Origin of the sequence: Acrocarpospora pleiomorpha, from assembly GCF_009687885.1 — a bacterium.
GTDB classification, from domain to species: domain Bacteria; phylum Actinomycetota; class Actinomycetes; order Streptosporangiales; family Streptosporangiaceae; genus Acrocarpospora; species Acrocarpospora pleiomorpha.
In genome coordinates, this window is the sequence record NZ_BLAF01000009.1 from 213,109 (window position 1) to 240,000 (window position 26,892).

Genomic DNA, 26,892 nt, shown 5'->3' on the forward strand with positions numbered 1-26,892 from the left:
CCTGCCCGATTTTGGGATGAATGGCCCGGGTCGCGTGAGCGTCACCTTTCTCACGCGACCCGGGGGCTTAGGGGGTTAGAGCTTCGTCCAGAGGGCGGGGACGTTGGCGGGTTCCCAGCCGGCGAGGGCGGTGTGGGACTGGCGGCATTCGTAGGTGGATCCGGCGTAAGTCACCTTCGCTCCGGCCGTGTACGCCGTTCCTGCAGCCCAGGCCGGGAACTGCCCCGTGGGACTAGGCGACGGCGACGGGGAGGGGGAGGGCGACGGAGAAGGCGACGGAGAAGGCGACGGCGAAGGTGATGGTGAAGGTGACGGAGAGGGGTTGCCCGTGCAGGGGCCTAGGTCTCGCCAGACTTCGTTGGTGCCGGGCTGGTTGTTCTGGGTCCACCAGCGGGCTTCCCAGGTCTTGCCGCCGAACGAGACCTGCATTCCGTTCGTGTAGATGGACGTGGACACCCAGGCGGGTGCCGTGCAGGTTCCGCCTGACGGCGAGGGCGACGGTGAGGGCGATCCAGACGGCGACCCAGATGGCGACGGAGAGGGACCCGCGCCGCCCCGCGCATAGTCTTGGAGGATTCCGTAGGTGTTGCCCCCGAACGTGACCGTCCAGTTGGAAGGCGTCGAAGTCGGCAGATAGTAGACAAAGGCAACATCCACCGAGGCACCCGGCGCCAGCGTCTGCCAGCTGGGAAGCTTCAACGACACCCGGTTGTAAACACCCTTCAACCCGCCGACGTTGTTGGCCGCCGTATGATCCTTACGAATCACCTGCGACCCGAACCCCGACTGATCGGCCGCGTTACCAGGAGCGGACGTCGAGTAATCGAACTGGAACTCCGTCCCACCAGGAAGCGTCGAAGACGAATTATTCGTGATACGAATCTTCGGATTGATCGGATAGTTGTTGTCACCCAGCGCGAACTCCCGGAACTCCACACCGATATCCAGCTTCTGCGCGGGAATCGACGTCGTAGCCCGAACAGCCCCATACGGCGACGCGTTCTTGAACTTGTCATACATCAGCGTGGTCAGCGTGGACCCGGGCTCATACTGCCCCTTCGCGGAATTGAACGCGTAGTCGCCCGCGAGCTCCCACATCATCGTCCCGCCGAGACCCTTCGCCACGACATAGTCGGCCTTCGCCGCCACCGACTGGTCATCTTCGGTCGACAGGAACACCCGCTTCGTCGAGTTCCACAACCACGGCGCGACCAGCCCGGCGTCGTAGAACCGCGCATAGGTCCCCTGAAGCGTCGCCCCACCCAACCCGTACGACGCGAGATAGTCCCCGAGAATCCCCTGCTGCAGATTCTTGGCATGCCACATCGGATTGGACCCCGCGGGCATCTCCAGCCCGTTCTCCACGTCATGCCACAGGTTGTCGATCCCGACGGCCCCGTCACCGCACTTGGTCAGCCCGGTAGGACACGTGCTCCCCACCGCACGCCCCCAGAGCCCATTGGTCCCTCCGGTGACGTTCCTGAACCCCCGCGTGTAGTACGGCAACCCGATATTGATCCGCCCGGCCGGCATCGCCCCACGGAAGTAGTGATAAGCCCAGTCGGTATTGAGATACCCGATCCCCCCGTACTGCTGGGTCGTGTACACACTCGCCGCCGCGAGCTCCCCATCCTTCCCGTCGTCATACAACGCCGCATTCGGCCCGACGAACTCGTTCCAGGCCCCATGCAGGTCATACGACATGATGTTCACATAGTCGAGATACTGCGTGACCTGGAAAGTCTCCTGCCCCCGCAGCAGATATCCACTGGAAGGCGCGGCCACGGTCAGCAGGTAGTACTTCCCATCCGCCACCGCCGCCGCGTCGAGCTTGGCCCGCAGCGTCTTCATCAGGGCCACATAGCCCTTCATCAGATGCGCGCGTTTCCCGTTCGCGATCGACCAGTCGAGCGGATTCCCCGCGTCCTTCATCGACGTCGGGTACTCGTAGTCGACATCCACCCCGCTGAACCCGTACTGCCGGATGAACGCCACCGCCGAATCCGCGAACGTGTTGATGCCCGCCTGGTTCACCGACCCGTCGCCGTTCACCGTCATCGAGTAGAACCCACCCGACGCCTGCCGGTCGCCGTTGGCGTCGAAGAACCCACCACTCTCGGCCCATCCACCGACGGAGATCAGCGTCTTCGTATTGGGGAACTGCTTCTTGAACTTGCTCAGCAGGTTGAAGTGCCCCTTGTAGGCGAAGGCCGGATCCATCTCCGCCCCCGCCACCCCGGGCCACTCCCTCCCGATGGCCGCGTTCGCCGGAACCTGGCTCCCCACCGACAACCGATTGTCCGCGCCGACATGCCCGAACGCGTAGTTGATATGAGTGACCTTCCCCCACGGAATGTCACTGACCAGATACCGCGTCTGCCCGTTGGTCCCGTCCCGCCAGCCGGTGAAATACCCGATGATCCGCCGCGGATGGTCCGCGCCGTTCTTCTCCCTGCCGTTCTCGTCGTACGCCAGGCAGTACGGCACATCCAGCCCCGGCGTGCGATACAGCCCGTCAGGACGGCAGGTCTCGTTGTCGACGGCCGCGCTGGCGCCGTGAATGGTCAGGAGTGCGGCCACGAGAGCGAGCGAGGCTCCCGCGGCGGCTGCGCGCAGGCGCACGTGCCACCTCCGATTGGCGACGGTCGGAGATCGCGGATTCCGGCGACTCGCGACAGAACAGTTGGTCCCACCCCGCCCCCAGGCGATTGATCGCGAACCTAAGTCGTCTGATCAGGCCAGTCAATGGTTTCTTTTAAGAAAGTTTCCTGATAGTTAGCTCCTTAAGTCAGGCTTAACCAAATGTTGAGCGTGAGATCAGGACACACTACGATCCGAGCACGGCTCATCTACCGGGCGGGCAACCCTCACACGGCCGGATAAGCCTGCAAATTTCCGCACATGCCGGGCTTGGCGGTGGGGGAGAGCCGGGTCACCGCGCCCTCCCGCAGGTGGCTGAGATCGCCGTTCCTGAGCCGGGTCATCTGCTCACCCGTGGCCAGCGCGGCCTTCAGGGGCCCTTCGCGCCAGCGCTGCTCGAACGTGTCCAGCCGGGTCCGGACAATCCGGGCCGCGTGCTCGAGGAACCCCGCGAAGGCGGAGCCGTCCGCACGCAACGCCAGAAATCCCTCGATGGCCAGATCCCGGCGGTTTCGGACATCGCCCGCGACGCTCTGGCCGTACCGGGCGGCGTCGGAGAGCACATGCGGCGGGAAGGTGAAGACGGCGTCGCCGGCCTCGGGGAGGCCGCTGTTCTGCATGAGCACGATGATGCGCAGGCCACCGCCGTTGATCAGCCGATGCACGGTGCCGGGCGTGAACCAGACGACCGACCCCGGCTCCAGCGGGGTCTCCTCGAACCCGGACCAGGTCAGGGTCTGTACGCTCCCGACCCCCTCGATCACCACGTACGCCTCCGCGCACAAGGTATGCAAATGCGGAGAACCCCCGCAGAGCCCGTCGGCGGTCGGCCAGTCATACACGGTCAGATCCGAGACACCTACCCCGAACACGGATGTTCCTTCACATACGCCTCCAGCCGGGCCCGATCCCACGCCCCGGTGGCGACGACCACCCGGTAGCGCAGGGACAGCGTCTCACCCGGCGGCAGCACCAGCACCCGATCGAACGCGATCGACGGATTGACCGCGGCGAACGGCGTCGTCCGGACGAACCAGTCGGTGGGCTGGGCGCTCAGGAACAGCAGCGTCGAGCAGCGATCCACCTCGTCATGACGCCCGACATAAGCCAGCCAATCGGACGGCCGCCCCATCATCTCCGGCCCTTCGCCATGCGAGGCGATCACATCGCCGCCCTCGAACGACCGGGGACCTCTCCAGAAAAGACCGCAATATCCGGCCAGCGGCCGCCCGTTCGTGGTCGGGCTCCCGAAGACCAGCTCCGAGCCGCGCACATTGGTGATCGCCGTGCTGAACTCCAGCGCCCAGGAATCCTCGAGCACATCCCGGACCGCGATCACGCGCTCCTCATCCACCCAGTGCTCGCCCGCCTGCGTATGCCACGTCAGCCGCTCAACCCCCGGTGCCAGGAACTCCTCATGCCGCATGGTCCCGTTGTTGGGCAAATCCATATACCCACCTTCGGACCGCACATAGCTCCCGCCACCCCAGAAATTCTCGCCGGATAAATCCGACACCGTAAACTGCAACCCCTTATGCCAGCGATGATCATGCGGCCGATACACGCTGACCACATCCCCCGCCAGCGTCCTCATAGGATGAAAAAACGGCTTCGGCGACTCGAAAACCGGCATATTCGGCTCGTAGACGTAGCGCAGGATCTCCACCCCACGCTCGGAGAAGATCAGCTCCACGTCCCTCCATCCAACCGGTGATAAAACGGATGATCCACCGTCAGATCACTACGAAACACCGGTTTCCCCATAAAAGCCGACGCATACAGCCCAGTGATCAACTCCAGCGCCTGCCGCCCCTCGGGCCCGCTCATCGGCGGCGCCTCCCCCCGCTCGAACGCGTCCAGCAACTCCGCCAGCTGCGCCTCATGCGAGCTTGGCACATCCTCCGGCGGATTCCAGAGCGGCGACGCGGAGGTCCAGTCCGCATTGCGATAGCCGTACAAATGCCGCAGTTCCACCGTCGCGGCGCTGAAATCGAACCGCAGATAACTCTCCTCCCGGGGCGAGAGCACGCTGTTCACCACCGACGCCATCGCTCCCGAGGAGAATCGCACGATGGCCATGGACAGATCCTCGGTCTGCACCCGCCGATCGAGCGTCCCGGTCATCGCCCGCACCTCGGTCCACTCCCCGAGCACAGAAAGCAGCACATCCATCTGATGGATCCCGTGCCCCATCGTCGGCCCGCCGCCCTCGGTCTCCCACTTCCCCCGCCACGGCACGTCGAAATACGCGTGATCCCGATACCAGGCGGTCACGCACAACGCGACCAGCGCCCGCCCCAGCTCCGGCGCGATCGCCCGTAAATGCCGCACCCCCGACCCGAACCGATGCTGCGCGACAACAGACGCGAACGCATCCAATTCAGCGGATGAAATCAGGTCATACTCCGCCAGCGACCGGCACACCGGCTTCTCGATCCACACCCACGCCCCCGCCCGCAGGCACTCCGTCGCCTGCGCCGCGTGCAGATGCGGGGGAGTGCAGATGTGCACCAGATTCGGCCGCTCCGCCGCCAGCATCGCCTCCAGCGAGGTGTACGCCACCGGGATGCGGTGCTCCGCGCAGAATGCCTTCACCCGCGCCTCGTCCACGTCCACCGCCGCCACGACCTCGGCCCGGTGCGCCTGCGCCCGCAACGCGGGCAGATGGCACGCGCCCGCGATGCCGCCCGTGCCGACGATCGCTACTCGAATCATCCCGACTCCCCGACAAATGGACCGGAAGGGCGCCCACGCTCCCAGGGGCGCCCTCCCGGGGTCAACGGTTATCTGACGACGACGGTCGTCAGAGAACGCGGCTGCAGGGTCACTGGCCGGTGGCCGTGCTTGCCGGGCAGGACGGTCGGAGCCAGCGAGTTTCCACCATCGGTCAGGTAGAGGGTGGCCTTGCCGGACTTCGTCTTGAGGGTGGTGCTCACCGCGGCCGTCCCGGTGTTCAGGATCTCGACCACCTCGGAGCCGTCCTTGTTGCGGAACGCCGACACCCGCAGCGCCGGGTCGCTCGCCGTGATCCCGAGCCGCACCGCGTCCGGCCGGATGAACCTGCTGTACGCGGCCAGCGCCCACAGCCGCTTGGACACGGAGTAGGTCTGGTTGGGCACGTCCACCTGCAGCAGCGCCCGGGTCGCCCCGCGCGAGGCCCCGAACCAGTAGACGTAGGCGGAGGCGTTGCCCAGCGTCATCGCGTCATGGATGGCGGAGGCGATGGTGAACCCGTCCCAGCCGCCGCCGTCGTCCCACGCCTCGTTCCAGGTGTCGCCGTTCGGGTTCCACTCCGACATCCACACCGGCCGGTTCGTCGGCAGCGGCGCGTCCACCGGGCTGGCGTAGGTGTGGCCCGCGTGCACGTCCACGTAGCGCCGCGCCACCGGGTCGGCCTCGATCGCCGCCGTGTACGCCTTGGACTCGTTCCACCCGAAGGAGTCGCAGCAGACCAGGTTGAGCCCGGCCTGGCGGGCGTACGGACCCATCACCCGGACCATCTCGGCCGCCTGGGCGGGGGTGAAGCGCATGGAGGCGTAGACGGCCGTCCAGTCGGGCTCGTTGGTGAACCCGATGTCGGTGATCTTGATGCCCTCCTGCTTGTAGAACTTCGCGTACTGGACCAGGTATTTGGCGTAGGCCGTGCGCCAGTCGCCGCCGGCGCAGGTCACCCCGGTCAGGCCGCACAGGCTGCCACCGTTGCTGTCGGAGCCGTTGTCCTTCATGTAGCCGGGCGCGCTCCAGGCGTCGGCGTAGAAGCGTTTCACGCCGTAACGCTTGGCTTCCTTGGCCAGCCAGACCTGGCCGCCGTCCTTGCCATCCCAGACATAGTTCGGTGTCGCATTGGGCCCGCCGGGGTCGACCGGCTGGATCGATTCCATCAGGTCATAAGGGCTGCCGGTCGGCGAGGAGCCGATGCCGAGCCGCAGGATGCTGACTCCCGCGCCCTTCTCCCTGCTCAGCCAGAGGTCGAGGATCTCGCGCTGCTGCTGCGGGGAGAGCTGCTCGATGAGCTCCATCCGGCGGAACGCCTGCGAGATTCCGAATCCATCGATCTTCTGATGAACCGTTCGGTAGTCGACCTCGATCCTGGATCCATGGGAAGCGCTTTCCGCACCGGCGGGCGTGAACCCCGCCAAGGGTAAAGCCAGGATCGGAACGAGTAGTGCCTTGTGACGTCGCGACATGCGGAGACCCGCTTTCCGAAAGTTTCACAAGATTACCGAGACTTTTCGTGTCACGTAACGTAGATGTTGCCGGTAAAGCGCGTCAACCCGTGACGCGACGGACGGTAGGCCTCGCGCGCCAAGCTGCGGCCCTCGGGCTTCATGAGAGGTTCAGAGCGCCCAGCCGTACAGCCACGCGATGAAAATTATCCCGATTCCGGCGGGCAGGATGGTGATCGCGGGGGCGCGCAGCCGGAAGGCGGCCACGATCGACAGGGCGGCTGAGGCGACGGCGAGCAGGCCGTACCAGACGATCGCGGGGGGCACGCCGATGCCGATCGCGTTGGGGCCGCCCGCCATGCCGGTCAGGCTGAGGGCGGCGAGGCCGCCGAAGGCGAGGCCGGTGAGACCGGCCAGCGCGGTGTAGCCGCCGCCGCGGCGGACGGTCAGCCCGCCGCCCAGGAGTTGCACGGCGGCGGTCAGCAGGAACAGGCCCAGGGGCGCGAGCACCCAGGGCGCGCCCAGCGCCGTGTATCCGAGCAGGGTCAGATGCAGCTCGCCGGGCTTCAGATTCTCGTGCGGGCGCTGTCCCGCGTCGCAGGGTGTCGCCGCCGACGGATCGTTCAGGAACGCCCGCACGGTCTCCCGGCCGCAGTTGCTGGACAGGAACACGCCGTGGCCGACCCCGGCGAACTCGGCGAACCGCGCGTTCGGCAGGGTCTGGATCGCGGCTTTGGCCGCCTCCGGCGGGGTGGTCGGGTCGTACTGCCCGCCGAGCACGAGCACCGGCGCCTCGGTGGTCGCGTTCTCCGGCCGGGAGCCGGCCAGCCGCCACTGCCCGCACACCGCGGCGTCCGCGGCCACGGTGATCAGGCGCTTGTCCGCGAAGGTGTTGGAGGGGGCCTCGTCCTGGCACTGCACCGCGTAGTACTCGCCCCACTCGTGGCTGGTGAGCCCGTCCCCGACCTGGTCCACCAGCGGGCGCAGCAGGGTGTAGTCGCCGTCGGCGAGGCCGTCCACCAGGGCGGGCACGATCGGCACCACGTCGGTCTCCATGAGCGCCTCGCCGATCAGCGTGGCCACGTCGTCGCCGGTCAGCCGGACCTCGACCGGGGCCTGGGTGACCGGGTCCCGGATCTCCATCGTGGCCGGGACGCGGTTCAGCCGGGCGACCATCGCGTCGAACCGGTCGGTGACGCCGAGCTTGGCGATCGACCCGCGCAGCGACGGCACGGCCTGGTCATACCAGGGCGTGGACTCGGGCAGGTACGAGTCGAGCACCACGCTGCGGGTGCCCTCCGGGTCCATGGCGGCGGCCAGCAGCATCGCCCGGGTCGAGTAGCTGATCCCGAGCAGGTTCCACTCGGGGTAGCCGAGGGAGTGGCGGAGGTCCACGATGTCGGCCGCGATCTCGCGCGTGCGGTAGCCCCTCAGGTCGGCGGTGAGCCGGGCCCGGCAGGTCGCCGCGGCCACCGACACCTCGTCCGCGCGCGAAGCTTTCAGACCGGCCACGATTCCGGTGGCAATTTCCGGACACGCCAGCCGGGGCTCGGAATAGCGCCCGCCGCGCTGTTCGATCACGATGACATCCCGGCCGGGGGCGAGGTCGGCCAGCGTGCCGATCAACGGCAGGGCGGCGGAGCCGGGGCCGCCGGTCGCGAAGACCAGGGGGTCGGGCTGGTCGCCGCCCGCACGGCGTACGGCGAAGCCGACCTTGACGGTGGCGCTGCCGAAGACGTCCCTGCGCTCGGGCACCAGCATGAAGCCGCAGGTCGTGCCGGTCGGCACTGAGACAGGACACGGTCGGTCCTCAATGCCGCCGTCGGCGTGGGCCGGGCCGGGTAGGCCAAGCGAACCGATGACCGCGAGGGTCACGGTCAAGAGCGTCGTCCACTGGCGCACCGGTTCCGCCTCTACTGCCCAGATCCGTACTGATCGGATCTCTCGCGTCGACGTACGAGATTTCCGACGATCACGGCAGAACCCTAGCGTTCCCGGCCGAGTAACAGCTCCACAACGACCGTTGATCCCGTGGTAAAGCCGATGTAACCTCAGCGCCATCGATGGAAACTATCGGATAAATAACGAAAGTTTCAGAGGCCGATCCCGTGGCGGCGGTCCGGACCCCGACCCCCTCGCCGCCGCGATAAGACGGAAGGGAACCACCAATATGTCGTTGACTCGACGCGGAGTGGTCACACTGGCAGCGAGTGTGCTGCTCCTGGCGGGCTGTGGCTCATCGGGAGACGATGCGCCCGCGGCCAGTGGGAGCGCGGCGGCGCAGGAGAAAGTCACCGTGGAGTGGTGGCACATCCAGAACATCGAGCCCATGCAGCCGGTGTGGGACGCCATGGCCAAGGAGTACATGGCCGCGCACCCCAACGTCACCATCAACATCACGGCACTTGAGAATGAAGCTTTCAAGGCCAAGATGACCACCGTGGCCCAGTCGGGCGAATCCCCTGACATCTACCAGACCTGGGGCGGCGGCGTGCTCCAGCAGCAGGCCGACGCGGGCATCGCCAAGGACATCACCGCGGACATCGCCTCCTGGGCCGACACCATCACGCCGGCCGCGGCCGCCGCGTACAAGCTGGGCGGCAAGACCTATGGCGTGCCGTACGACATCGGAATGGTGGGCTTCTGGTACAACAAGGCGCTGTTCGAGAAGGCGGGGATCACAGCGCCGCCGGCCACGTGGGGCGAGTTCATCGAGGACGTCAAGAAGTTGCAGGCGGCCGGGATCACGCCACTGTCACTCGCCGGTAAGGCGAAGTGGCCGGGCCACTACTACTGGGCCTACCTGGCGATGCGGGTCGCCGGCCTGGACGCGCTCAAGCAGGCGGCGGCCACCAAGTCGTTCGAGAACCCCGACTTCGTCACGGCCGGGCAGAAGCTCAAGGAGCTCGCCGACCTCAAGCCGTTCCAGAACGGGTTCCTCGGCGCCAACTACGACACCCCCGACGGCCAGGCCGCGACCATGGGCAACGGCAAGGCCGCCATGGAGCTGATGGGCCAGTGGGCGCCCACCGTCCAGAAGGACACCTCCAAGGACCTCGGCGACGACCTCGGCTTCTTCCCGTTCCCGATGGTCGAGGGCGGCAAGGGCGCGGCCACCGACGCGTTCGGCGGTGGCGGCGGCTTCGCGGTCGGCGCGGACGCGCCCCCGGCGGCGGTGGACTTCCTGAAGTTCATCCTGTCCCCGGAGAACCACCGCAAGGAGATCGGCACCGGCGCGATCCTCCCGGTCATCAAGGGCACCGAGGACGCGGTGTCCAACCCGCGCGGCAAGATGGTGGCCGAGACGCTGGCCGCGGCGACCGACTTCCAGCTCTACCTCGACCAGGCCTACCCGCCGGCGGTCGGCCAGCAGGTCAACGACAGCGTGGCCGAGCTCATCGCGGGCACGAAGAGCCCCGAAGAGGTCGTCAAGGCCATCACCGAGACCGCTCAGTCGGAGTAACGGCGTAGTGGCTACGACGAAAGGGCCGGAGGGCACGACCTCGCCTCCGGCCCCTCCCCGAGAGCGGCCGCGTCGCGCGGCCGCCTCGTCACCCCCTCTCGGCGGCCGATCGGCGGCGGGCGGTTCGCCCGCCGCCCGTCGGCGTCGCACCTGGGTGACGATCGTCCTGTTCCTGCTGCCCGGAATCGTGCTGTTCGGCCTGCTGGTGCTGGTGCCGACCCTGCTCGCGATGTACTCCAGCTTCTTCAAGTGGAACGGCTTCGGGCTGTTCCCGACGAACTTCATCGGCCTGGACAACTACACCCGGCTGCTGGAGGACGAGATCTTCCTCGGCGACCTCGGGCGCGGGCTGATCCTGATCCTGCTCGCGCTGTTCATCCAGCTGCCGCTGTCGCTGGCCATCGCGCTGCTGCTCAACCAGAAGATGCGCGGGCGGGCGTTCTACCGGCTGGTCTTCTTCATGCCGTACGTGCTGTCCGAGGTCATCACGGCCGTGCTGTTCACCATGATCCTCTCGCCCGAGCGCGGCCTGGCCAACGAGCTGCTGGGCGCGATCGGCCTGGAGGAGCTGGAGTCCACCTTCCTGTCCGAGCCGTCCACTGTCATGTACTCCCTGTTCATCGTGATGACCTGGAAGTACTTCGGGTTCCACATGATCTTGTACTTGGCCGGCAGGCAGTCCATCCCGAACGAGCTGACCGAGGCGGCGCAGATCGACGGCGCCGGCGCCTGGAAGGTGTTCCGCTACGTCACGCTCCCGCTGCTCGGCCCCACCATCCGGATCACCATCTTCCTGTCGGTGATCTACACCGTCCAGCTGTTCGACCTGGTCTACGTGCTCACCGGCGGCGGTCCCGTGCACGCCTCCGAGACGCTGGGCGTGACCATGTACGAGTTCGGCTTCAAACGTTTCCAGGTCGGCTACGCCAGCGCCCTCAGCGTCGTGATGTTCCTGCTGAGCCTCGTCTTCGCGCTCGGGTACCAGCGTTTCGTCATGCGCCGTGACACCGAAGGGGCCATCACCAACATGCGAGCCGCCCGATGAGCGTCCACGCGCGGGACAAACCCGCGATCAAGGTGGTCAAGCCGATCGCCCTGCAGGCCGTGGTGATCGTGATCGGCGTCTTCATCCTGATCCCGATCGCGTACGGCGTGCTGGGCGGCTTCAAGAACAACCAGCAGCTGTCCACGAACCCGATCGGCCTGCCCGACCCCTGGGTGCCGTCCAACTACACCGACGTGCTGGCCTCCGGCGACTTCTGGGTCCAGGTCTGGAACAGCTCGTTCATCGCGCTGGCCACCACGTTCGTCACGGTGGCGGTGGCGGCGCTGGCGGCGTTCGTGTTCGCCAGGTTCGCCTTCCGCGGCCGGGAGCTCCTGTTCACCGTCTTCGCGGCCGGGCTCATGTTCCCGTTCGCGGTGGCGATCCTGCCGCTGTTCATCCTGCTGCGCTTCTTCGGCCTGCTGAACAACCCGCTGGGCGTGATCCTGCCGCAGGCCGCCTTCGGCCTGTCGCTGACGATCATCATCCTGCGGCAGTTCTTCCGCTCGATCCCGGGCGAGATCGAGGAGGCGGCCACCCTGGACGGCTGCACCCCGTTCGGGTTCTTCTGGCGGATCCTGCTGCCGATGGCGCGCCCGGCGCTGGCCACCGTGTCGGTGCTGGCGATCGTGGGGAGCTGGAACAACTTCTTCCTGCCCCTGGTCGTCTTCAACGATCCCGGCCTGTGGACGCTGCCGGTCGGGGTGCAGCAGTTCCAGGGGCAGTACAGCTCGGACACGGCTCGCATCCTGGCCTACGTGGTCCTGGCGATGGTGCCGGCGCTCGCCTTCTACGCGGTCGCCGAGCGCCATCTCGTCGGCGGCCTCACCACGGGCGCGACGAAGGGATAGGCGATGGCTGCGCCGTGCTTTCGCGGACCACCAGGTCGGTCGCCAGCTCCACCCGCCGGGCCTCGGCGGACTCGCCGCGGCCCATCGCCAGCACCATCCGGGTGGCCAGGTCGGCCATGTCCTGGAGGGGCTGGCGGACGGTGGTGAGCGGCGGCCAGGCCGACCTGGCCAGCGGCAGGTCGTCGAAGCCGACCACGCTGAGGTCCGCGGGCACCCGCAGCCCCCGCTGCCGGGCCGCCTCGAAGACCCCGAACGCCTGCATGTCGCTTCCGGCGAAGATGGCGGTCGGCGGGTCGGGCAGGGACAGCAGCGCGTGACCCTGATCGTGGCCGGAGTCCACCAGGAAGTCGCCGTGCCGGATCAGCTCCGGCTCGACCGGCACGCCGGCGGTCTCCAGGGCCGCCCGGTAGCCGTCGATCCTGGCCCGGCTGCACAGCATGTCGCCGGGCCCGCCGATCATCCCGATCCGGCGGTGCCCGAGCTCCAGCAGATGGCGGGTGGCCGACAGGCCGCCGTGCCAGTTGGTGGCCCCCACCGAGGCGACGCCGTTGGCGGGCTCGCCCTCCGGGTCGACCACCACGAACGGCATCGAGCGGGCGCTCAGCTGGCCCTGCAGGCCGGTCGAGAGCCGCGAGGCGACGATGACGACGCCGTCGGTCCGGCGGGCGGCGATGCGCTCCAGCCAGTCCCGGCCAGGCCCGGCGTGGGTGTGCAGCACCGAGATGACCACGCTGGCCTCGGCCTCGCGGGCGGCGGTCTCGGCGCCGCGCACGATCTCCATCGCCCACGGGCTCTCGATCTCGGCGAACACCAGGTCGATCAGCCCGACCGGGCCGTCGCCGGGGCTGACCCGGCGCTGATATCCGTGTTTGTGCAGCAGGCGTTCCACCCGCTGCCGCGTCTCTGGGGCGACTTCGGGACGGCCGTTGATGACCTTGGAAACCGTGGGGACGGAAACGCCGGCCTCTTCGGCGATAACGGCGATAGTCACCCGCCTTTTCGATGGCATGGAACGGATCATAGCCGAAAACTTTCGGTCCCGCTTCCCCAGGTCGGATAGGCATATGGAAGCGCTCCCACGAGCTGTTGACGTGTTACCTGCCTGGTATCTATTCTGCGATTTGCGAAATATTCGGTTGATATCCGAAACTTTCAGAGAGCTCAGGAGCGTCGATGCCCGACTTGCGCGTGACCGGATCCCACCTCACCGACTCAACTGGACGGCCGGTACGACTTCGCGGCGTCGGCCTCGGTGGCTGGCTGAACATGGAGAACTTCATCACCGGCTACCCGGCCAACGAGACCGCGATGCGGCTGGCCGTCCGGGACGTGCTGGGCGAGGAGCGCTATGAGATGTTCTTCGACCGGCTGCTGACCTCGTTCTTCGACGCGGCCGACGCGGACCTGCTCCGCGACATGGGCACCAACTGCGTGCGCATCCCGGTGAACTACCACCACTTCGAGTCCGACGACCAGCCGTTCGAGATCATCGAGCAGGGCTTCCGGCATCTGGACCGGGTCGTCGACCTGCTCGGCGAGCGTGAAATTTACAGCGTGATCGACCTGCACGCGCTGCCCGGCGCGCAGAACCAGCACTGGCACAGCGACAACCCCACGCACGTGGCCTCCTTCTGGCGGCACCGCCACTTCCAGGACCGGGCCGTGCACCTGTGGGAGGCCATCGCCGACCGGTACAAGGACAACCCGTGGGTGGCCGGCTACAACCCGATCAACGAGCCCGGCGACGTGCGCGGCCAGGTGATCGGACCGTTCTACGACCGGCTGGTCAAGGCGATCCGCGCGGTCGACCCGGGGCACGTGCTGTTCCTGGACGGCAACACCTACTCCACCGACTTCTCGATCTTCCGTGAGGTGTACGAGAACACGGTCTTCGTCTGCCACGACTACGCGCTGGCCGGGTTCGCGCATGGCGGGCCCTACCCCGGCTACACGCGCGGCGAGTGGGTGGACCGCGACCAGCTCGAACAGGCCTTCGAGAAGCGTACCGCGTTCCAGCGGGAGACCGGGACGCCGATCTGGGTGGGCGAGTTCGGGCCCGTCTACACCGGGAACGCGGAGATCGACGCGCAGCGGTACCAGATCCTCAGGGACCAGCTGGAGATCTTCGACGCGCATGCGGCCGGGTGGTCGATCTGGACGTACAAGGACGTCGGGCTGCAGGGGCTGGCCGGGGCGGCGGGGCCGTACATGGAGAGGTTCGGGGGGTTCATCGCCAAGAAGCAGCGGCTCGGGGCGGACCGCTGGGGGTCGACCATGGAGGAGTCGGCCAGCGATCTCGCGCCGCTGCACCGGCTGATGGACACCGAGTTCCCGTCCTGGAACCCCTACCCGTGGGGCGCGCGCTACCAGATCGACGATCTGGTGCGGCACATTCTCATCGCGCAGGCGCTCGTGCCCGAATACGCCGAGCTGCTGCGCGGCTGCTCCGATGAGGAGCTGGTCGCCCTCGCCGACTCCTTCGCGCTGGCCAACTGCGTCCGCCGCCGGCCGCTCATCGACCTGCTCACCGACAACATCACGCGAAACCCGTAACACTCCCACCTGACCAGGAGCCCCCTCATGCGCACGGCCCGATACTGGGTGATCCCTGCCTTCCTAGGACTGTTAGCCGGGCTGCTCGCGCCCCCGGCGCTGGCCGATCCCGTCACCATCGCCGGCTACGACTACGAGACCAGTGCCGGGGGGTGGGCGCCACGGGGCGCCGGGGTCTCCGTCGCCACCACCACGGCCGCCGCGCACGGCGGGGCGCAGGCCCTGTCGGTCACCGGCAGGACCGCGAACTGGCACGGCACGTCCATCACGCCGCCGTTCGAGAAGGGCATCACCTACAACGTCACCGCGTGGGCGCGGGCGCTGCCGGGCCAGCCGTCCTCGACGGTCGCGCTCACCATGGAGCGCACGCCGTCCGGCGGCAGCACCACCTATGAGCGCATCGGGGCGGCCACCGTCACCGACGCGGACTGGGTCGAGATCTCGGGGGCGTACTCGTTCTCGGTGGACTCGACACTGAACCTGTATTTCGAGAGTTCGGGCGACACCGTCGCGTTCTACCTGGACGACGTGGTCATCAGCTCCGACTCCGACCCCACCCAGTCCGGCCTGGCCACCGACTTCGAGACCGGCGCCGCGCAGGGCTGGGCGCCGCGCGGGTCGGCCACCCTGGCGGCGTCTGCCTCGGCCGCCCACGCCGGTTCGTACGGCCTGGCCGTCACCAACCGCTCCGCCTCCTGGGACGGCCCGGCCCGCAACATCCTCGGCAAGATGGCCAAGGGCTCCAAATACGCCCTCGAGGTGTGGGTGCGCTCGGCCACCGCGCAGAACCTCGGGCTTTCCATCGAGCGGCGGCTGAGCGGCACGCCCAGCTACGAGCGCGTCGTGGCCCCCACCGCGCTCGCGGCCGGAGTGTGGACCAAGCTGGCGGGGACGTACACACTGGCTTACGACCACGACTTCCTCAGCGTGTACGTCGAGTCCGACACCGGCACGCTGCCGTTCGACATCGACGACTTCTCGCTCACCTATATCGCGCCCAAGCCGATCCAGACCGACATCCCATCCCTGAAGGACACCGTGCCGTTCACTCTCGGCGCGGCCTTCTACCGGGGCGCGACCCTGGGCGAGCACGCCAAGCTCATCAACAAGCACTACGAGAGCGTCACCCCGGGCAACGCGCTCAAGTGGGACGCCACCGAGCCGAGCGAGGGCGTGTTCACCTTCGCCGAGGGCGACGCGCTGGTGGACTTCGCCACCGACAACGACCTGCAGTTCCGCGGGCACACGCTGGTGTGGCACAGCCAGACGCCCGACTGGGTGTTCGCCGGGGCCACCAAGGAGATCCTGCTCCAGCGGATCGAGAACCACATCCGCGCCGTGATGGGCCGCTACAAGGGACGGATCGGCACCTGGGACGTGGTCAACGAGGTCATCGACGAGAACCAGCCAGACGGGCTGCGCCGCTCGCCGTGGTTCAATATCGCCGGGCTCGACTACATCAGGACCGCCTTCCGGGTGGCCCGCGAGGTGGACCCGGACGCGACGCTCGTCTTCAACGACTACAACACCGAGTTCCCGCGCAAGCGTGAGGCCATGTTCAAGGTGGTCAAGCAGCTGCGGCAGGAGGGTGTGCCGATCGACGCGGTCGGGCACCAGCTGCACGTCAACATCGAGCAGGCGCCGGCCTCGTGGATCGAGTCGAGCATCCAGCGCTTCGCCCAGCTGGGCGTCGAGCAGCAGGTCACCGAGCTGGACGTGAGCGTGTACACCGACTTCGTCAGCAGTTACGCGACCGTTCCCGCGGCGGTGCTGGCGGAGCAGGGGCACCGGTACAAGGAGATCTTCGATGTGTTCCGGCGGCAGGCGTCGAAGCTGACCTCGGTGACGATCTGGGGTGTGGCCGACGACGCGACCTGGCTGTCGTCGTTCCCGATCACGCGGCTCAACCCGCCGCTGCCGTTCGACGACGAGCTGCAGGCCAAGCCCGCGTTCTGGGGGATCGCCGATCCTTCGCAGTTGCCGCCTTTGAGTCGTCAGTTGAACGCGCCGGCCGGGAGTGTGGAGGTGGACGGGAAGCGGGACGTCGAGTGGGACTACCTGCCCGACGCGCCGATCGCCCGGGTTGAGAACCTGTCGGCCGGGTTCCAGGTGCGGAGTACTTCCGGTGGGCTTTACGTGCTCGGTGAGGTGGTCGATCCGACCAACAACAAGACCGACACGGTGACGTTCACGGTGGGGGGCACGGCGTATCGGATCCAGCGGGGCGGCACGCACGCGCATGGGTTCAAGGCGCACGCCAAGAAGACCGACGACGGGTACCGGGTGGAGGCCAAACTTCCCTCTGGTACGGCGACCGATGTCAAGGTGGCCGTCGACGACGCCGCCGGTCCGGAAATTTCGTGGAATGGCACCATAAGTCTGCTGCCTGCGATCAAGACGACCTCCGCGCCCAAGGGCACGCCGGTGGTTGACGGGACCGTGGACTCGGTGTGGAGCAAGGCCAAGGAGGTCACCACCGGGACCTGGGTGCAGGGCACCTCCGGGGCGACCGCCAAGGTCAAGGCGCTGTGGAACAACGGCACGCTGTATGTGCTGGCTCGGGTCACCGATCCGGTGCTCAGCGAGGAGTCGCCCAACGCGTACGAGGAGGACTCGGTCGAGATCTTCGTGGACCCGCAGAACAACAAGACCAAGGGTTACGACGATGACGACGGGCAGTACCGGATCAGCTTCACGAACCACCAGAGTATCGGTGGCACCTTCGACGCCTTCGGCATCCGCGACAACCTGACCAGTGCGGTCTCGCTCACCTCGACCGGCTACATCGTCGAGGCGGCCATCAAGCTCCCGACGGTCACCCTGGCCAAGGACGCCCTCCTCGGCTTCGACCTCCAGGTCAACGACGCCACCGGCCCGACCCGGACCGCCGCCGTGACCTGGAACGACCCGACGGGCCAGAGCTACCTCAACACCTCCCGCTGGGGCGTCCTACAACTAGGAAAGTAAACATGTTCAAATAGGAGCAGTTGCCGGGCCCCACCCTTCCGCAGCGTGCGGGGCCCGGCAGCTGTGTTCGGGGAGACTCATGTTCACGAACCCTGTTATTCCGGGATTCCATCCGGACCCTTCGGTGTGCCGGGTCGGCGCGGATTACTACCTCGTCACCTCATCCTTCGAGTGGTTTCCCGGGGTGCCGATCTTCCACAGCCGGGATCTGGTGCACTGGCGTCAGCTCGGGCACGTGCTCGACCGCCCGTCCCAGCTGGCTCTGGACGGCGTACGCCCTTCGGGCGGCATCTACGCCCCGACCATCCGCCACCACGACGGCGTCTTCTACATGATCACCACGCTGATGGACGAACCGGGCAACTTCCTGGTCACCGCCACCGACCCCGCCGGGCCATGGAGCGACCCGATCTGGTTCCCCGAGACGCGCGGCTTCGACCCGTCGCTGCACTTCGACGACGACGGGCGCGTGTGGATGTGCGGGTCCCGCGAGAAGGCGTTGAAACGATACGACGGCGACACCGAGATCTGGCTCCGCGAACTCGACCTGACCGCCATGAAACTCGTCGGCGAGGAACACGTCATCTGGGAGCCCGTGCAACGCGGCGGCATCTGGGCCGAAGGCCCGCACATCTACTCGGTCAACGGCCGCTACTACCTGCTCACCTCCGAAGGCGGCACCGCCGAAGACCACGCCATCATGGTCGCCCGCGCCGACCAGATCACCGGCCCCTACGAACCCAACCCCCGCAACCCCATCCTCACCCACCGCCACCTGGGCCTGCGCCACCCGATCACCAGCACCGGCCACCCCGACCTGGTCCAGACCCAGGACGGCGACTGGTGGTCCGTCCTCCTGGCCACCCGCCCCTACGGCGGCCCTGTCGACGGCCCTTTGACCATGGCGGCGGTACGCGCCGACAGCGGCTACAACCTGGGCCGCGAAACCTTCCTCACCCGCGTCCACTGGGAAGACGACTGGCCCGTCTACGACCTCGTCCAGCCAGAAATGCCCGCCCCCGCCCTCCTCACTCACCATTGGCCTGCAGAACCCGCCTGCGATCATTTCGACGGGCCACGGCTGTCACCGGTATGGAACCACTTGCGCACCCCGCGAGAGCCCTACTGGAGCCTCTCGGACGGCCGTCTCACGCTGAGGCTGCGCCCCCAGACGCTGACGGAACGGGGCAATCCCAGCCTTATCGCTCGCCGCCAGCAACACATCGACTTCGCCGCCCACACGGTCCTGGAATTCCACCCTGCCGGTGCGGAAACCGCCGGCCTGGCCCTCATCCAGAACGACGCCTTCCACCTCAGACTCGAACGCTCCACCCGCGGCCTCGACCTGATCCGCCGCGCCTCCGGCGAAGAAACCCTCCTCGCCACCACCGCGGCCGACACCCCCCGAATCTGGCTCGCCGTCGAAGCCCACGGCCAGTCCTACCAATTCCGCTACGCCCTGCACCCAAACACCTGGCACAACCTAGGCGCCCCCACCGACGGCCGCCTCCTCAGTTCCACCACCTCCGGCGGCTTCACCGGCACCATGATCGCCCTCTGCGCCACCTCCAACGGCGCTTCGAGTAGTAACACGGCCTCCTTCGACTGGTTCGAATACCGGCAGGTCTGACGTCGTTTCCGCTGGCGGATCGGATTGTGGGATTCCCGGTTCTGCAGCAGGCGAGATGAATGTGCTTGATCTTTAATGCCATTTGCGGTCTGCGTCGCGATGGCATTGTGTGGAATGTCGCCGTACGTTGCCGCGCATCCCCGATAGTCCTATTCAGGGGGTGACGATTGCGGGCATGTGATCCGACCGAATGCAGGTCGTTATCGTATTCGTCGTGAAGTGACACATTATTCATGGAACTCTCTGCAAACGAAGGAAGTTGGTCACTGCGAGAGGCCAAGGAAGTTGCTCAGTAATGGGGGAAGATGGACCCGAGTTGGAACCCCAACCAATATGGCGGGCGTGTAAGGGGCCGTGACTCGGTCATCATCGCGGCCTGGGTCGGAGCGGCCAGTGCCGTTATCGTGAGTCTCATCAACCTCGTCCCCCTCTTTTTCAGGAACGAGGCGCAAGGTCCGTCGCCGTCTGCGGGCGTGGTGACCCCGTCCCCCGGAAAGATGGCGGTCGTTTTGTCCCCTGAACCGTCGCAGAGCACGCTCACCCCGCTTCCCTCCCACTCACCGGAACTTCCGGTGGAGACTCCCTCGCCCGCCATCGACCCGGCCCTCTCCGAATCGTGGCTGCGTCATGATGACCCGGAGCACGGGTTCAGCATTCGCCTTCCCCGCGGATGGCGCGTTGTCGAGAAGAAACGTAGCGTCGTCGCCTTCAACGCCATGAGCGGTCCTCGCTGTCTGTATGTCGACCAGACCTGGGAGGCCAGTACTGATCTCCGTTCGTGGGCCGAGTCGGTCGCCGCGGACTGGGCGCGGCGCGAGGGTGTTCCCTTGAATCAGCGTTTCATCAAGACCACGTACAAGGGCAGGCCGGCGCTCGACTGGGAGTTCACTTACCGCCGGGGCGGTGAGACCCTGCGCGTGATCGATCGTTTCTTTCGCGCCGACGGTGGATCGGTCGCGCTGATGTACACCGGCGTTTTGTCGACTTGGGAGTCGGAGGACGTCGTCATCCACGAGAAGTTGATGAGGACGTTCCGCCTGCATTAGCCCGGCGTTCGTGACGGGCCGCCTGTCGTGTCGCTGGGGTTTCGGGTTTCCGCGCCGCCCTGTTCTCGACGCCGCGGATCAGCGGTCAGCGCACAGGTGGCGCTGAAACCAGGCGATCATTCGTTCGCTGCGGTCGATTCGGCGGTCCAGGCGGGCGGTATGGGTGAGGGAGTGGTCGGAGTCGGGGTAGAGGACGTATTCGACTTCGCGGCCGAGGCGGCGGAGGGCGACGAACATCTGCTCGGCGTCTGAGGGTGGGCAGCGGTAGTCCTGTTCGCCTTGGAGGAGCAGGAGTGGGGTGGTGATGCTCGCGACGTGGCGGAGTGGCGAGATCTTCCAGAGGTGGTCGATGCCTTCCGGGGTCCAGACGTCGCCGAGGGCTGAGTCCACGTCGTAGATCGCGCCGAGGTCGCAGGCGGCGAAGCCGGAGATCTGGTTGGTGACGCCGTTTTGGCTGACCGCCGCCCGGAAACGGTCGGAAGTGCCGATTAGCCAGTTGGTGAGGAAGCCGCCGTAGGAGTTGCCGTAGCAGCCGATTCGAGTGGGGTCGGCGAGGCCGAGGGCGATGAGGGCGTCCAGAACGGTGTGGCAGTCTTCGGCGTCGGGGTCGCCCCAGTTGGGGCCTAGGGCGGCGCCGAAGGCGTACCCGCGGTGGAAGGAGCCGCGGATGTTGGGGCGTACGACCAGGAAACCGGCGGCGGCGAGGAGCAGGGCGTCGGTGTCGGGTTCGATCGGCCAAGCCCAGGCGGGGCCGCCGTGGAGTTGCAGGATCACGGGGAGGGGTTTGTCCGAGGGAGGCCCGATCAGGAATACCTGGATTCCCTCGATTTCGAGTTCCCGCTGGATGGGGCGTTCGAAGCTCGACAGCCAGACCGCGCCCGAGCGGAACAGGAGTTCTGGGTCGCCGCCGGGGGTGAGGCGGTAGAGGTCGGGGCGGGCCGCGCCGCCGAAGGTGGCGATCCCGCAGACCACGCCGCCGTTGGCGGCCAGCGCGTGCACTACCGGGTCAAGCCGCGCGGGGGTGAGTTCGACGATCTCCGATTGCGCTGGGGTGGGTCCGGCGACGCCCGATCGCGCCTGGAGGGGTACGGCGAGGCCTGGGCCGGTCACCAGTCGGGCGATCTCGCGGCCGTTGTCGCAGGTGACGGTGAGGCGTTCGTCGGTCGTGGGGGCTTGGCCGGAGAAGCGGTCCAGGTGGCCGGTCAGGGAGACGGGAGGTTCGCCCGGCCGGGTGTGCCAGAGTTGCTCGTTCTCGAAGTCGGTGGGGCGGCGGGACGGTGCGGCAACGCAGACGATCGTTCCATCGGGGTCGTAGGAGAAGCGGGTGACCGGGCCCGCCACCCAGGTCGCCTGGGTGATCGGCCCTCCGGTCAGCGGAACCTCGTAGACCTGGGGATTCGGATCGAGATCGGCGTCCGGCCGGGGGTCGGCGATGAAGCCCACCTTCGTCCCGCAGGGCGCGACCCGCGGACTCGACGCCCACCAGTCACCCGAGGTCAGGCGGACCCTCTTCCCGTCAGGTTCGACCAGATGCAGGTGGGTGGGATGCAGCCGTAACCCGTGGCCGTCCTCGCGCCAATCCAGCCGACGAATCACTCGCGCGGTCGATTTCCCCGACATGACCGGAGAGGCCTCGTCGGGAGCGACGACGACGAAGGATTCCCCGAACCAGGCGTAATCCGTGACGCCCTTCGGAAATGAGGTGACCTTGGTCGCCGGACCGCCGGATGAGGGCCGGGTGTGAAGCTGATCCTTGAACAGATACGCCAAGGTGCGTCCATCAGTGGAGAAACGTGGAGTCGACGCCTCCAGCGCGATCACGGTCGCGGCGCCACCTGAAGCGACCGGTGCCTTTGAGGGGATGTCTGGCGGCCTCTCCTCTGAAGCGATGGATGTCGCGGCTACGACTGGCCGCCCTCCGCCGGAAACGATCGGTGCCTCTGCCGCGATGCCCGTCGGCCTCTCGTCTGAAGCGATGGATGTCTTCGCAGCGACAGTTAGCCGCCTTTCGCTGGAAGCGATCGGTGCCTTTGAGGTGACGATCGGAGACCCGCAATCCGAATTGATCGATTTCTCGGTGGCGACTGGCGGCCCCTGAGTTGTCTCCGAGGCGGCGATCTGGGATCCCATGCTCCGGATCGGGACGGTCAGCAGGCGATGGTGTTCTTTGCCGCGAACCACGCGGCGTTCGATGACGGCTGCGAGCGCCCCGTTCGGAGCGACGTCCAGCTCTGTCAGCAGCCGGTCGGCTGCCAGGTCCTGCGGGCGCATCCGCATACCCCCTTGCTCAGGGATGGAGCGTAGTGAATGACTATTGCCAAGGTAAAGAGTGCTGTGTTTGAGTGGCGAATCAGGAAAGGGGGGGTCGATGGCGGACAAGGCGCTGCGGTGTGCGCGGCTGGTGGACGTGGTCGCGGGGCGGGTGCTCGACGATCAGGTGATCCTGATCGAGGGGGAGCGGGTGGTCGATGTCCGTCCCGCCGCCGAGGCCGCGTTCGAGGGTGAACTGATCGATCTGGGCGACGTGACGGTCGCGCCAGGGCTGATCGACCTGCACACCCACCTGGTCGGTGTCGCGGCCTGTGGTGACTACGCGCAGGAGCTCAAGTACAGCGCCGCCCAGCAGACCCTGGCCGGGGTGCCCAACGCCCGCGACACGCTGATGGCCGGATTCACCACCGTCCGCGATGTGGGGACATTTCGGGCATTTCTGGATGTGGCATTACGGGATGCCATTGACGCTGGGCACATTCTGGGGCCCCGGATGGCGGTCGCAGGGGCGTACATCACAGTCAAGGGCGGCGGGGGCATGGTCACCGGTCTCGCCCCCGACATCGAGCTGCCGCGTGAGTTCCGGTTCGGGCAGACCGCCGGCGTGGACGACATCCGCGAGCGCGTCCGCGAGATCATCTTCAACGGCGCCGACCTGATCAAAGTGATCGCCACCGGCGCGGTCCTCGCCAACGGCACCGTCCCCGGCGCCCCCGAACTGACCGAGCCCCAGCTCCGCGCCGCCGTCGAGGAAGCCTCCTGGTACGGCCGCCACGTCGCCGCCCACGCCCACGGCGCGGAAGGCGTCAAACGCGCGATCCGGGCGGGCGTGCGCTCGATCGAACACGCCTGCTTCCTCGACGACGAGGGCGTGGACCTGATGCTCGAACACGGCACCTACCTGTCCGCCGACATCTGGTGGGCCGACTGGATCACCGAGACCGGCCCGTCCCAGGGCTACGACGCCGAACAGCTCCGCAAGAACGACGAGACCGCCGAAGCCCAGCGCACCGCGTTCGCCAAAGCCGTCAAAGCCGGCGTGAAGATCGGTTTCGGCACCGACGCGGGCGGCTTCCCGCACGGCCTCCAGGCCCGCCAGCTCGCCACCATGGTCGAGTACGGCATGACCCCCGTGGCCGCCCTCCGCGCCGCAACCCTGACCAGCGCCGAATGCATGGGCTGGGAAGATCGGGTGGGTTCGCTCACCCCCGGCAGGTACGCCGACCTGATCGCCATCCCCGGCACCCTAGATATCCAGAAATTTCAGCATGTGTCCTTCGTGATGAAGGGCGGCACGGTCGTCAAGAACGAGCTCGGGTGAACCGCTCCTACCTCGCCGGAATCGCCGCCCTGGTCAGCGTCACCGCGATCTGGGGTTCCACATTCCCGCTGACCAAGGACATGCTGCTCCGACTACCCGTAGCGGACCTGTACGCGGTGCGCTTCGCGATCGCCGTCGCCGTCCTGATGGCCATCCGGCCGAGATCCATCCTCGGACTCACCCGCCGCACCTGGCTGACCGGAATCGCCCTCGGCCTGGTGTACGGCGCCGCCCTCGTCGTCCAGACCCTCGCGCTGATCGAGCTGCCGTCCTCGGTGTCGGGTTTCGTGACCGGGTCGTACCTCGTGCTGACGCCGTTACTGGCCTGGGTCTGGACCAGAACCGTGCCGGAACGCAGGACCTGGGTCGCGGTCGCCCTGGCCACCGCCGGAATGGCCGCGTTCACCCTACTCAGCGGCGGCGACACCGGCGGCGTGATCGCGCCGGGCCCGGTCGCGCTGACCCTGCTCTCCGCCGCCCTCTACGCGGTGCACATCGTCGCCCTCGGCCGCTGGTCCAGCCCCGAGGAGGCGTACCCCTTGTCGATCATCCAGATCCTCACCCTGACCGTGATCATGTGGGTGGCCGCCGCGCCCGGCGGCGTGGCCATGCCCGCGACCACCGCCGACTGGGCCGGGGTCCTCTACCTGGCCACCATCGCTGGCGCCTTCACCTTCCTGGCCCAGACCTGGGCACAGGCCCACGTTCCGCCCACGGCCGCCGCCGTCGTCATCTCGGCGGAACCGCTGTGGGCCACCGGCTTCGCCTTCGCCCTCTACGACGAGGCGCTCACCTGGCCCGTCCTCGTCGGCGGCGCCTGCGTGGTCGCCGCGATGATCCTGGTCGCCTGGCCTCGGCGCGAGGCGGCCGTCCCCCACTGGCTTCCTGAGGAGGCGACATGTCCCGCGTCCCCCGTACCACCCGGGCGCTGACCGAGGAGCAGGCGGACGCCGTCCGGCTGGCCCGCGACTTCGCCGCCGCCGAGATCCGGCCGCGCGCCCGGGAGGTGGACGAGGCCGATCACGTGCTGCCCCGGGAGATCTGGGCCAAGGCCGCCGGGATCGGATTGACCTCGTTCATGATTCCCGAGGCGTACGGCGGGGGAGGGGTGGCCGATCTTGTCACCCAGTGCCTGGTACAGGAGGAGTTGTGCCATGGCGACATCGCGATCGGCAACCTGGTCACCTCGGGCGGCTTCTTCGCCGCGCCCGTGCTCGAACTCGGCACCGAGGAGCAGCGGAAACGCTTCCTGACACCGCTCTGCTCGGCCGATCCACCGCTGACCGCGCTGGCCACCACCGAGCCGGGCGTCGGCTCGGACGCCGCCGCGATCACCACCAGGGCGGTACGCGAGGGGGATCACTACGTGCTGACCGGCCAGAAGTCCTGGATCTCCAACGCACCTTTCGCCGACTATTTCGTCATTTTCGCCACTGTTGCGCCAGGAACCCGGTCGAAAGGCATCACCGCTTTCGTGGTCGAACGCGACGCCCCCGGCCTGACGATCGGCGACCCGATGCCCAAGATGGGCCAGCGTGGCATCGCCTGCGCCGAACTGTTCCTGGACGGGGTCAGAGTGCCGGCGGAGAACCGGCTGGGCGAGGAGGGCCAGGGCTTCTACGGCCTGATGCGCACCTTCGACGCCTCCCGCATCCTGATCGCCGCCGCCTGCACCGGCCTGTCCCGAGCCGCCTTCGACGCCGCCCTGGCCTACGCAAAGGAACGCGAACAGTTCGGCGTCCGAATCATCGACCACCAGTCGGTGGCATTCCGCCTCGCCGACATGGCCACAAAAACAGATATTTCACGACTGGTAACCATGCGCGCCGCAGAACTGTACGACACCGGCACGCCCGTCACCGAAGAGGCCGCGATCGCCAAACTGACCGCCTCAGAACACGCCATGTGGTGCACCTGGGCAGCCGTCCAAACCCACGGCGGCTGGGGCTACTCCCGCGAATTCCTGGTCGAAAAATGGATGCGCGACGCCAAACTAGAAGAACTAGAGGAAGGCACCTCCGACATCCAACGCCTGATCATCTCCCGCTCCCTGACCCGCCAATGACCACCACAGACGGCCACGCCACTCCTCGCACACCGCCCCGCGACCCCGATCCGAGCATTTCGGGTAGTGCTTCTGGTGTCTCGCCCGACGACCTGGATCCGAGCGTTTCGGGTGGTGCTTCTGGTGTATCGCTTGGTGGCCCGGATCCGAGTATTTCGGGTGGTCTGGTGTATCGCTTGGTGGCCCGGATCCGAGTATTTCGGGTGGTGCTTCTGGTGTATCGCCCGGCGACCTGGATCCGAGTATTTCGGGTGGTGGTTCTCGTGTATCGCTTGGTGGCCCGGACATGAGCGTCGCAGGTGGGGTTGCTCCCGTATCGTCTGGTGGTCCGAGTACGACGACCGCCGCGCACGTGCTGGCCCTGACTCTGGTCGCGTGCGGCGTGGACACGGTCTTCGGTATCCCTGGCACGCACAACCTCGCCATCTACCAGGCGTTGGCCGAGGCAGGCGTTCGCTGCGTCACCACCCGCCACGAGCAGGGCGCGGGCTACGCCGCCGATGGCTACGCACGGGCGACCGGCCGCCCCGGCATCGTCCTCACCACCACAGGCCCGGCCGTCCTCAACGCCGCCGCCGCGCTCGCCCAGGCTTACTCCGATTCGTCCCCCGTCCTGCTCATCTCGCCTGGCGTCCCGCTCACCCCCCCCCGCCTCGGCCGCGGTTACCTGCACGAATCCAAAGACCAGTCCCGCGCCCTGGACTCTCTCTGCGCCTGGAGCCACCGCGTCACCTCCCCCGAGGAGATCCCCGCCGCCCTCTCCCGCGCCTTCGCTTCCTTCACCGAGGCCCGCCCCCGCCCGATCCACCTGGAAATCCCGGTAGACCTCCTCGACCTCCCCACGTCCGTCCCCCCGGCCACCCCATTCCGGGTTCCA

At 67.3% G+C, this 26,892-nt stretch carries 20 protein-coding genes; 12 read left to right on the plus strand and 8 right to left on the minus strand.

Going from position 1 to position 26,892, the window contains the following annotated elements:
• Window positions 1–75 precede the first annotated feature (75 nt).
• The 6 genes from Aple_RS09295 to Aple_RS09320 all read right to left on the minus strand — a co-directional run bounded on the left by Aple_RS09295 (window position 76) and on the right by Aple_RS09320 (window position 8,594).
• Window positions 76–2,622, minus strand: a complete 2,547-nt coding sequence (locus Aple_RS09295) for a chitinase C-terminal domain-containing protein (protein WP_155344092.1) — start codon at window positions 2,620–2,622, stop codon at window positions 76–78.
• 245 nt (window positions 2,623–2,867) lie between these two features.
• Window positions 2,868–3,512 carry a cupin domain-containing protein gene (locus Aple_RS09300; RefSeq protein ID WP_155344093.1) on the minus strand — a complete coding sequence of 215 codons (645 nt, stop codon included), beginning with the start codon at window positions 3,510–3,512 and terminating at the stop codon, window positions 2,868–2,870.
• Window positions 3,500–4,333 carry a DUF6807 domain-containing protein gene (locus Aple_RS09305; RefSeq protein WP_308805498.1) on the minus strand — a complete coding sequence of 278 codons (834 nt, stop codon included), beginning with the start codon at window positions 4,331–4,333 and terminating at the stop codon, window positions 3,500–3,502. The genes Aple_RS09300 and Aple_RS09305 overlap by 13 nt, the downstream gene beginning before the upstream one ends.
• Window positions 4,324–5,355, minus strand: coding sequence for a Gfo/Idh/MocA family protein (locus Aple_RS09310; protein ID WP_155344094.1), 1,032 nt, complete (start codon window positions 5,353–5,355; stop codon window positions 4,324–4,326). Before Aple_RS09310 ends, Aple_RS09305 begins: the two co-directional genes overlap by 10 nt.
• A 68-nt stretch (window positions 5,356–5,423) precedes the next feature.
• Window positions 5,424–6,827, minus strand: a complete 1,404-nt coding sequence (locus tag Aple_RS09315; RefSeq protein WP_155344095.1) for a glycoside hydrolase family 30 protein — start codon at window positions 6,825–6,827, stop codon at window positions 5,424–5,426.
• Between the two features lie 150 nt (window positions 6,828–6,977).
• On the minus strand, window positions 6,978–8,594 hold the full coding sequence (locus tag Aple_RS09320) for an alpha/beta fold hydrolase (protein ID WP_170321366.1): 1,617 nt from the start codon (window positions 8,592–8,594) through the stop codon (window positions 6,978–6,980).
• Between the two features lie 382 nt (window positions 8,595–8,976).
• Between Aple_RS09320 and Aple_RS09325 the strand changes: the two genes are divergently transcribed.
• The 3 genes from Aple_RS09325 to Aple_RS09335 all read left to right on the plus strand — a co-directional run bounded on the left by Aple_RS09325 (window position 8,977) and on the right by Aple_RS09335 (window position 12,162).
• Window positions 8,977–10,269 carry an extracellular solute-binding protein gene (locus Aple_RS09325; protein WP_155344097.1) on the plus strand — a complete coding sequence of 431 codons (1,293 nt, stop codon included), beginning with the start codon at window positions 8,977–8,979 and terminating at the stop codon, window positions 10,267–10,269.
• 154 nt (window positions 10,270–10,423) lie between these two features.
• Window positions 10,424–11,314: a carbohydrate ABC transporter permease gene (locus Aple_RS09330; protein ID WP_246264286.1), complete on the plus strand. Its 891-nt coding sequence runs from the start codon at window positions 10,424–10,426 to the stop codon at window positions 11,312–11,314.
• Window positions 11,311–12,162, plus strand: coding sequence for a carbohydrate ABC transporter permease (locus Aple_RS09335; RefSeq protein WP_155344098.1), 852 nt, complete (start codon window positions 11,311–11,313; stop codon window positions 12,160–12,162). The genes Aple_RS09330 and Aple_RS09335 overlap by 4 nt, the downstream gene beginning before the upstream one ends.
• Here Aple_RS09335 and Aple_RS09340 read toward each other — a convergent pair.
• Window positions 12,137–13,171 carry a LacI family DNA-binding transcriptional regulator gene (locus tag Aple_RS09340; RefSeq protein ID WP_155344099.1) on the minus strand — a complete coding sequence of 345 codons (1,035 nt, stop codon included), beginning with the start codon at window positions 13,169–13,171 and terminating at the stop codon, window positions 12,137–12,139. The two genes, Aple_RS09335 and Aple_RS09340, sit on opposite strands and share 26 nt — an antisense overlap.
• 164 nt (window positions 13,172–13,335) lie before the next feature.
• Here Aple_RS09340 and Aple_RS09345 point away from each other — a divergent pair, with 164 nt between their 5' ends.
• The 4 genes from Aple_RS09345 (at window position 13,336) to Aple_RS09360 (ending at window position 20,358) form a co-directional block, all read left to right on the plus strand.
• Entirely contained in the window at window positions 13,336–14,715 is a 1,380-nt protein-coding gene (locus tag Aple_RS09345; RefSeq protein WP_155344100.1) for a glycoside hydrolase family 5 protein, read from the plus strand.
• A gap of 27 nt (window positions 14,716–14,742) precedes the next feature.
• On the plus strand, window positions 14,743–17,682 hold the full coding sequence (locus Aple_RS09350; protein ID WP_155344101.1) for an endo-1,4-beta-xylanase: 2,940 nt from the start codon (window positions 14,743–14,745) through the stop codon (window positions 17,680–17,682).
• Between the two features lie 79 nt (window positions 17,683–17,761).
• Window positions 17,762–19,312: a glycoside hydrolase family 43 protein gene (locus tag Aple_RS09355; protein WP_155344102.1), complete on the plus strand. Its 1,551-nt coding sequence runs from the start codon at window positions 17,762–17,764 to the stop codon at window positions 19,310–19,312.
• Window positions 19,313–19,617: 305 nt separating this feature from the next.
• Entirely contained in the window at window positions 19,618–20,358 is a 741-nt protein-coding gene (locus tag Aple_RS09360) for a serine/threonine kinase C-terminal domain-containing protein (RefSeq protein ID WP_155344103.1), read from the plus strand.
• Between the two features lie 78 nt (window positions 20,359–20,436).
• Here Aple_RS09360 and Aple_RS09365 read toward each other — a convergent pair whose 3' ends face one another.
• A complete protein-coding gene (locus tag Aple_RS09365) occupies window positions 20,437–22,128 on the minus strand; it encodes a S9 family peptidase (protein ID WP_170321367.1) in 1,692 nt (563 codons plus the stop codon).
• A gap of 13 nt (window positions 22,129–22,141) precedes the next feature.
• Here Aple_RS09365 and Aple_RS51925 point away from each other — a divergent pair, with 13 nt between their 5' ends.
• From Aple_RS51925 to Aple_RS09385, 5 genes are all read left to right on the plus strand, one after another.
• The gene (locus Aple_RS51925; protein ID WP_170321368.1) at window positions 22,142–22,456 is read left to right on the plus strand and encodes a hypothetical protein; all 315 of its coding nucleotides are present in this window, start codon (window positions 22,142–22,144) and stop codon (window positions 22,454–22,456) included.
• A gap of 270 nt (window positions 22,457–22,726) precedes the next feature.
• Window positions 22,727–23,950 (plus strand): metal-dependent hydrolase family protein, encoded by a 1,224-nt coding sequence (locus Aple_RS09370; protein WP_155344105.1) that lies wholly within the window; start codon window positions 22,727–22,729, stop codon window positions 23,948–23,950.
• On the plus strand, window positions 23,947–24,882 hold the full coding sequence (locus Aple_RS09375) for a DMT family transporter (RefSeq protein ID WP_170321369.1): 936 nt from the start codon (window positions 23,947–23,949) through the stop codon (window positions 24,880–24,882). Before Aple_RS09370 ends, Aple_RS09375 begins: the two co-directional genes overlap by 4 nt.
• A complete protein-coding gene (locus Aple_RS09380; RefSeq protein WP_155344107.1) occupies window positions 24,849–26,015 on the plus strand; it encodes an acyl-CoA dehydrogenase family protein in 1,167 nt (388 codons plus the stop codon). Before Aple_RS09375 ends, Aple_RS09380 begins: the two co-directional genes overlap by 34 nt.
• Window positions 26,016–26,367: 352 nt before the next feature.
• Window positions 26,368–26,892, plus strand: a 525-nt coding sequence (locus Aple_RS09385; protein ID WP_246264289.1) for a thiamine pyrophosphate-binding protein, incomplete at its 3' end; no start/stop codon positions are given.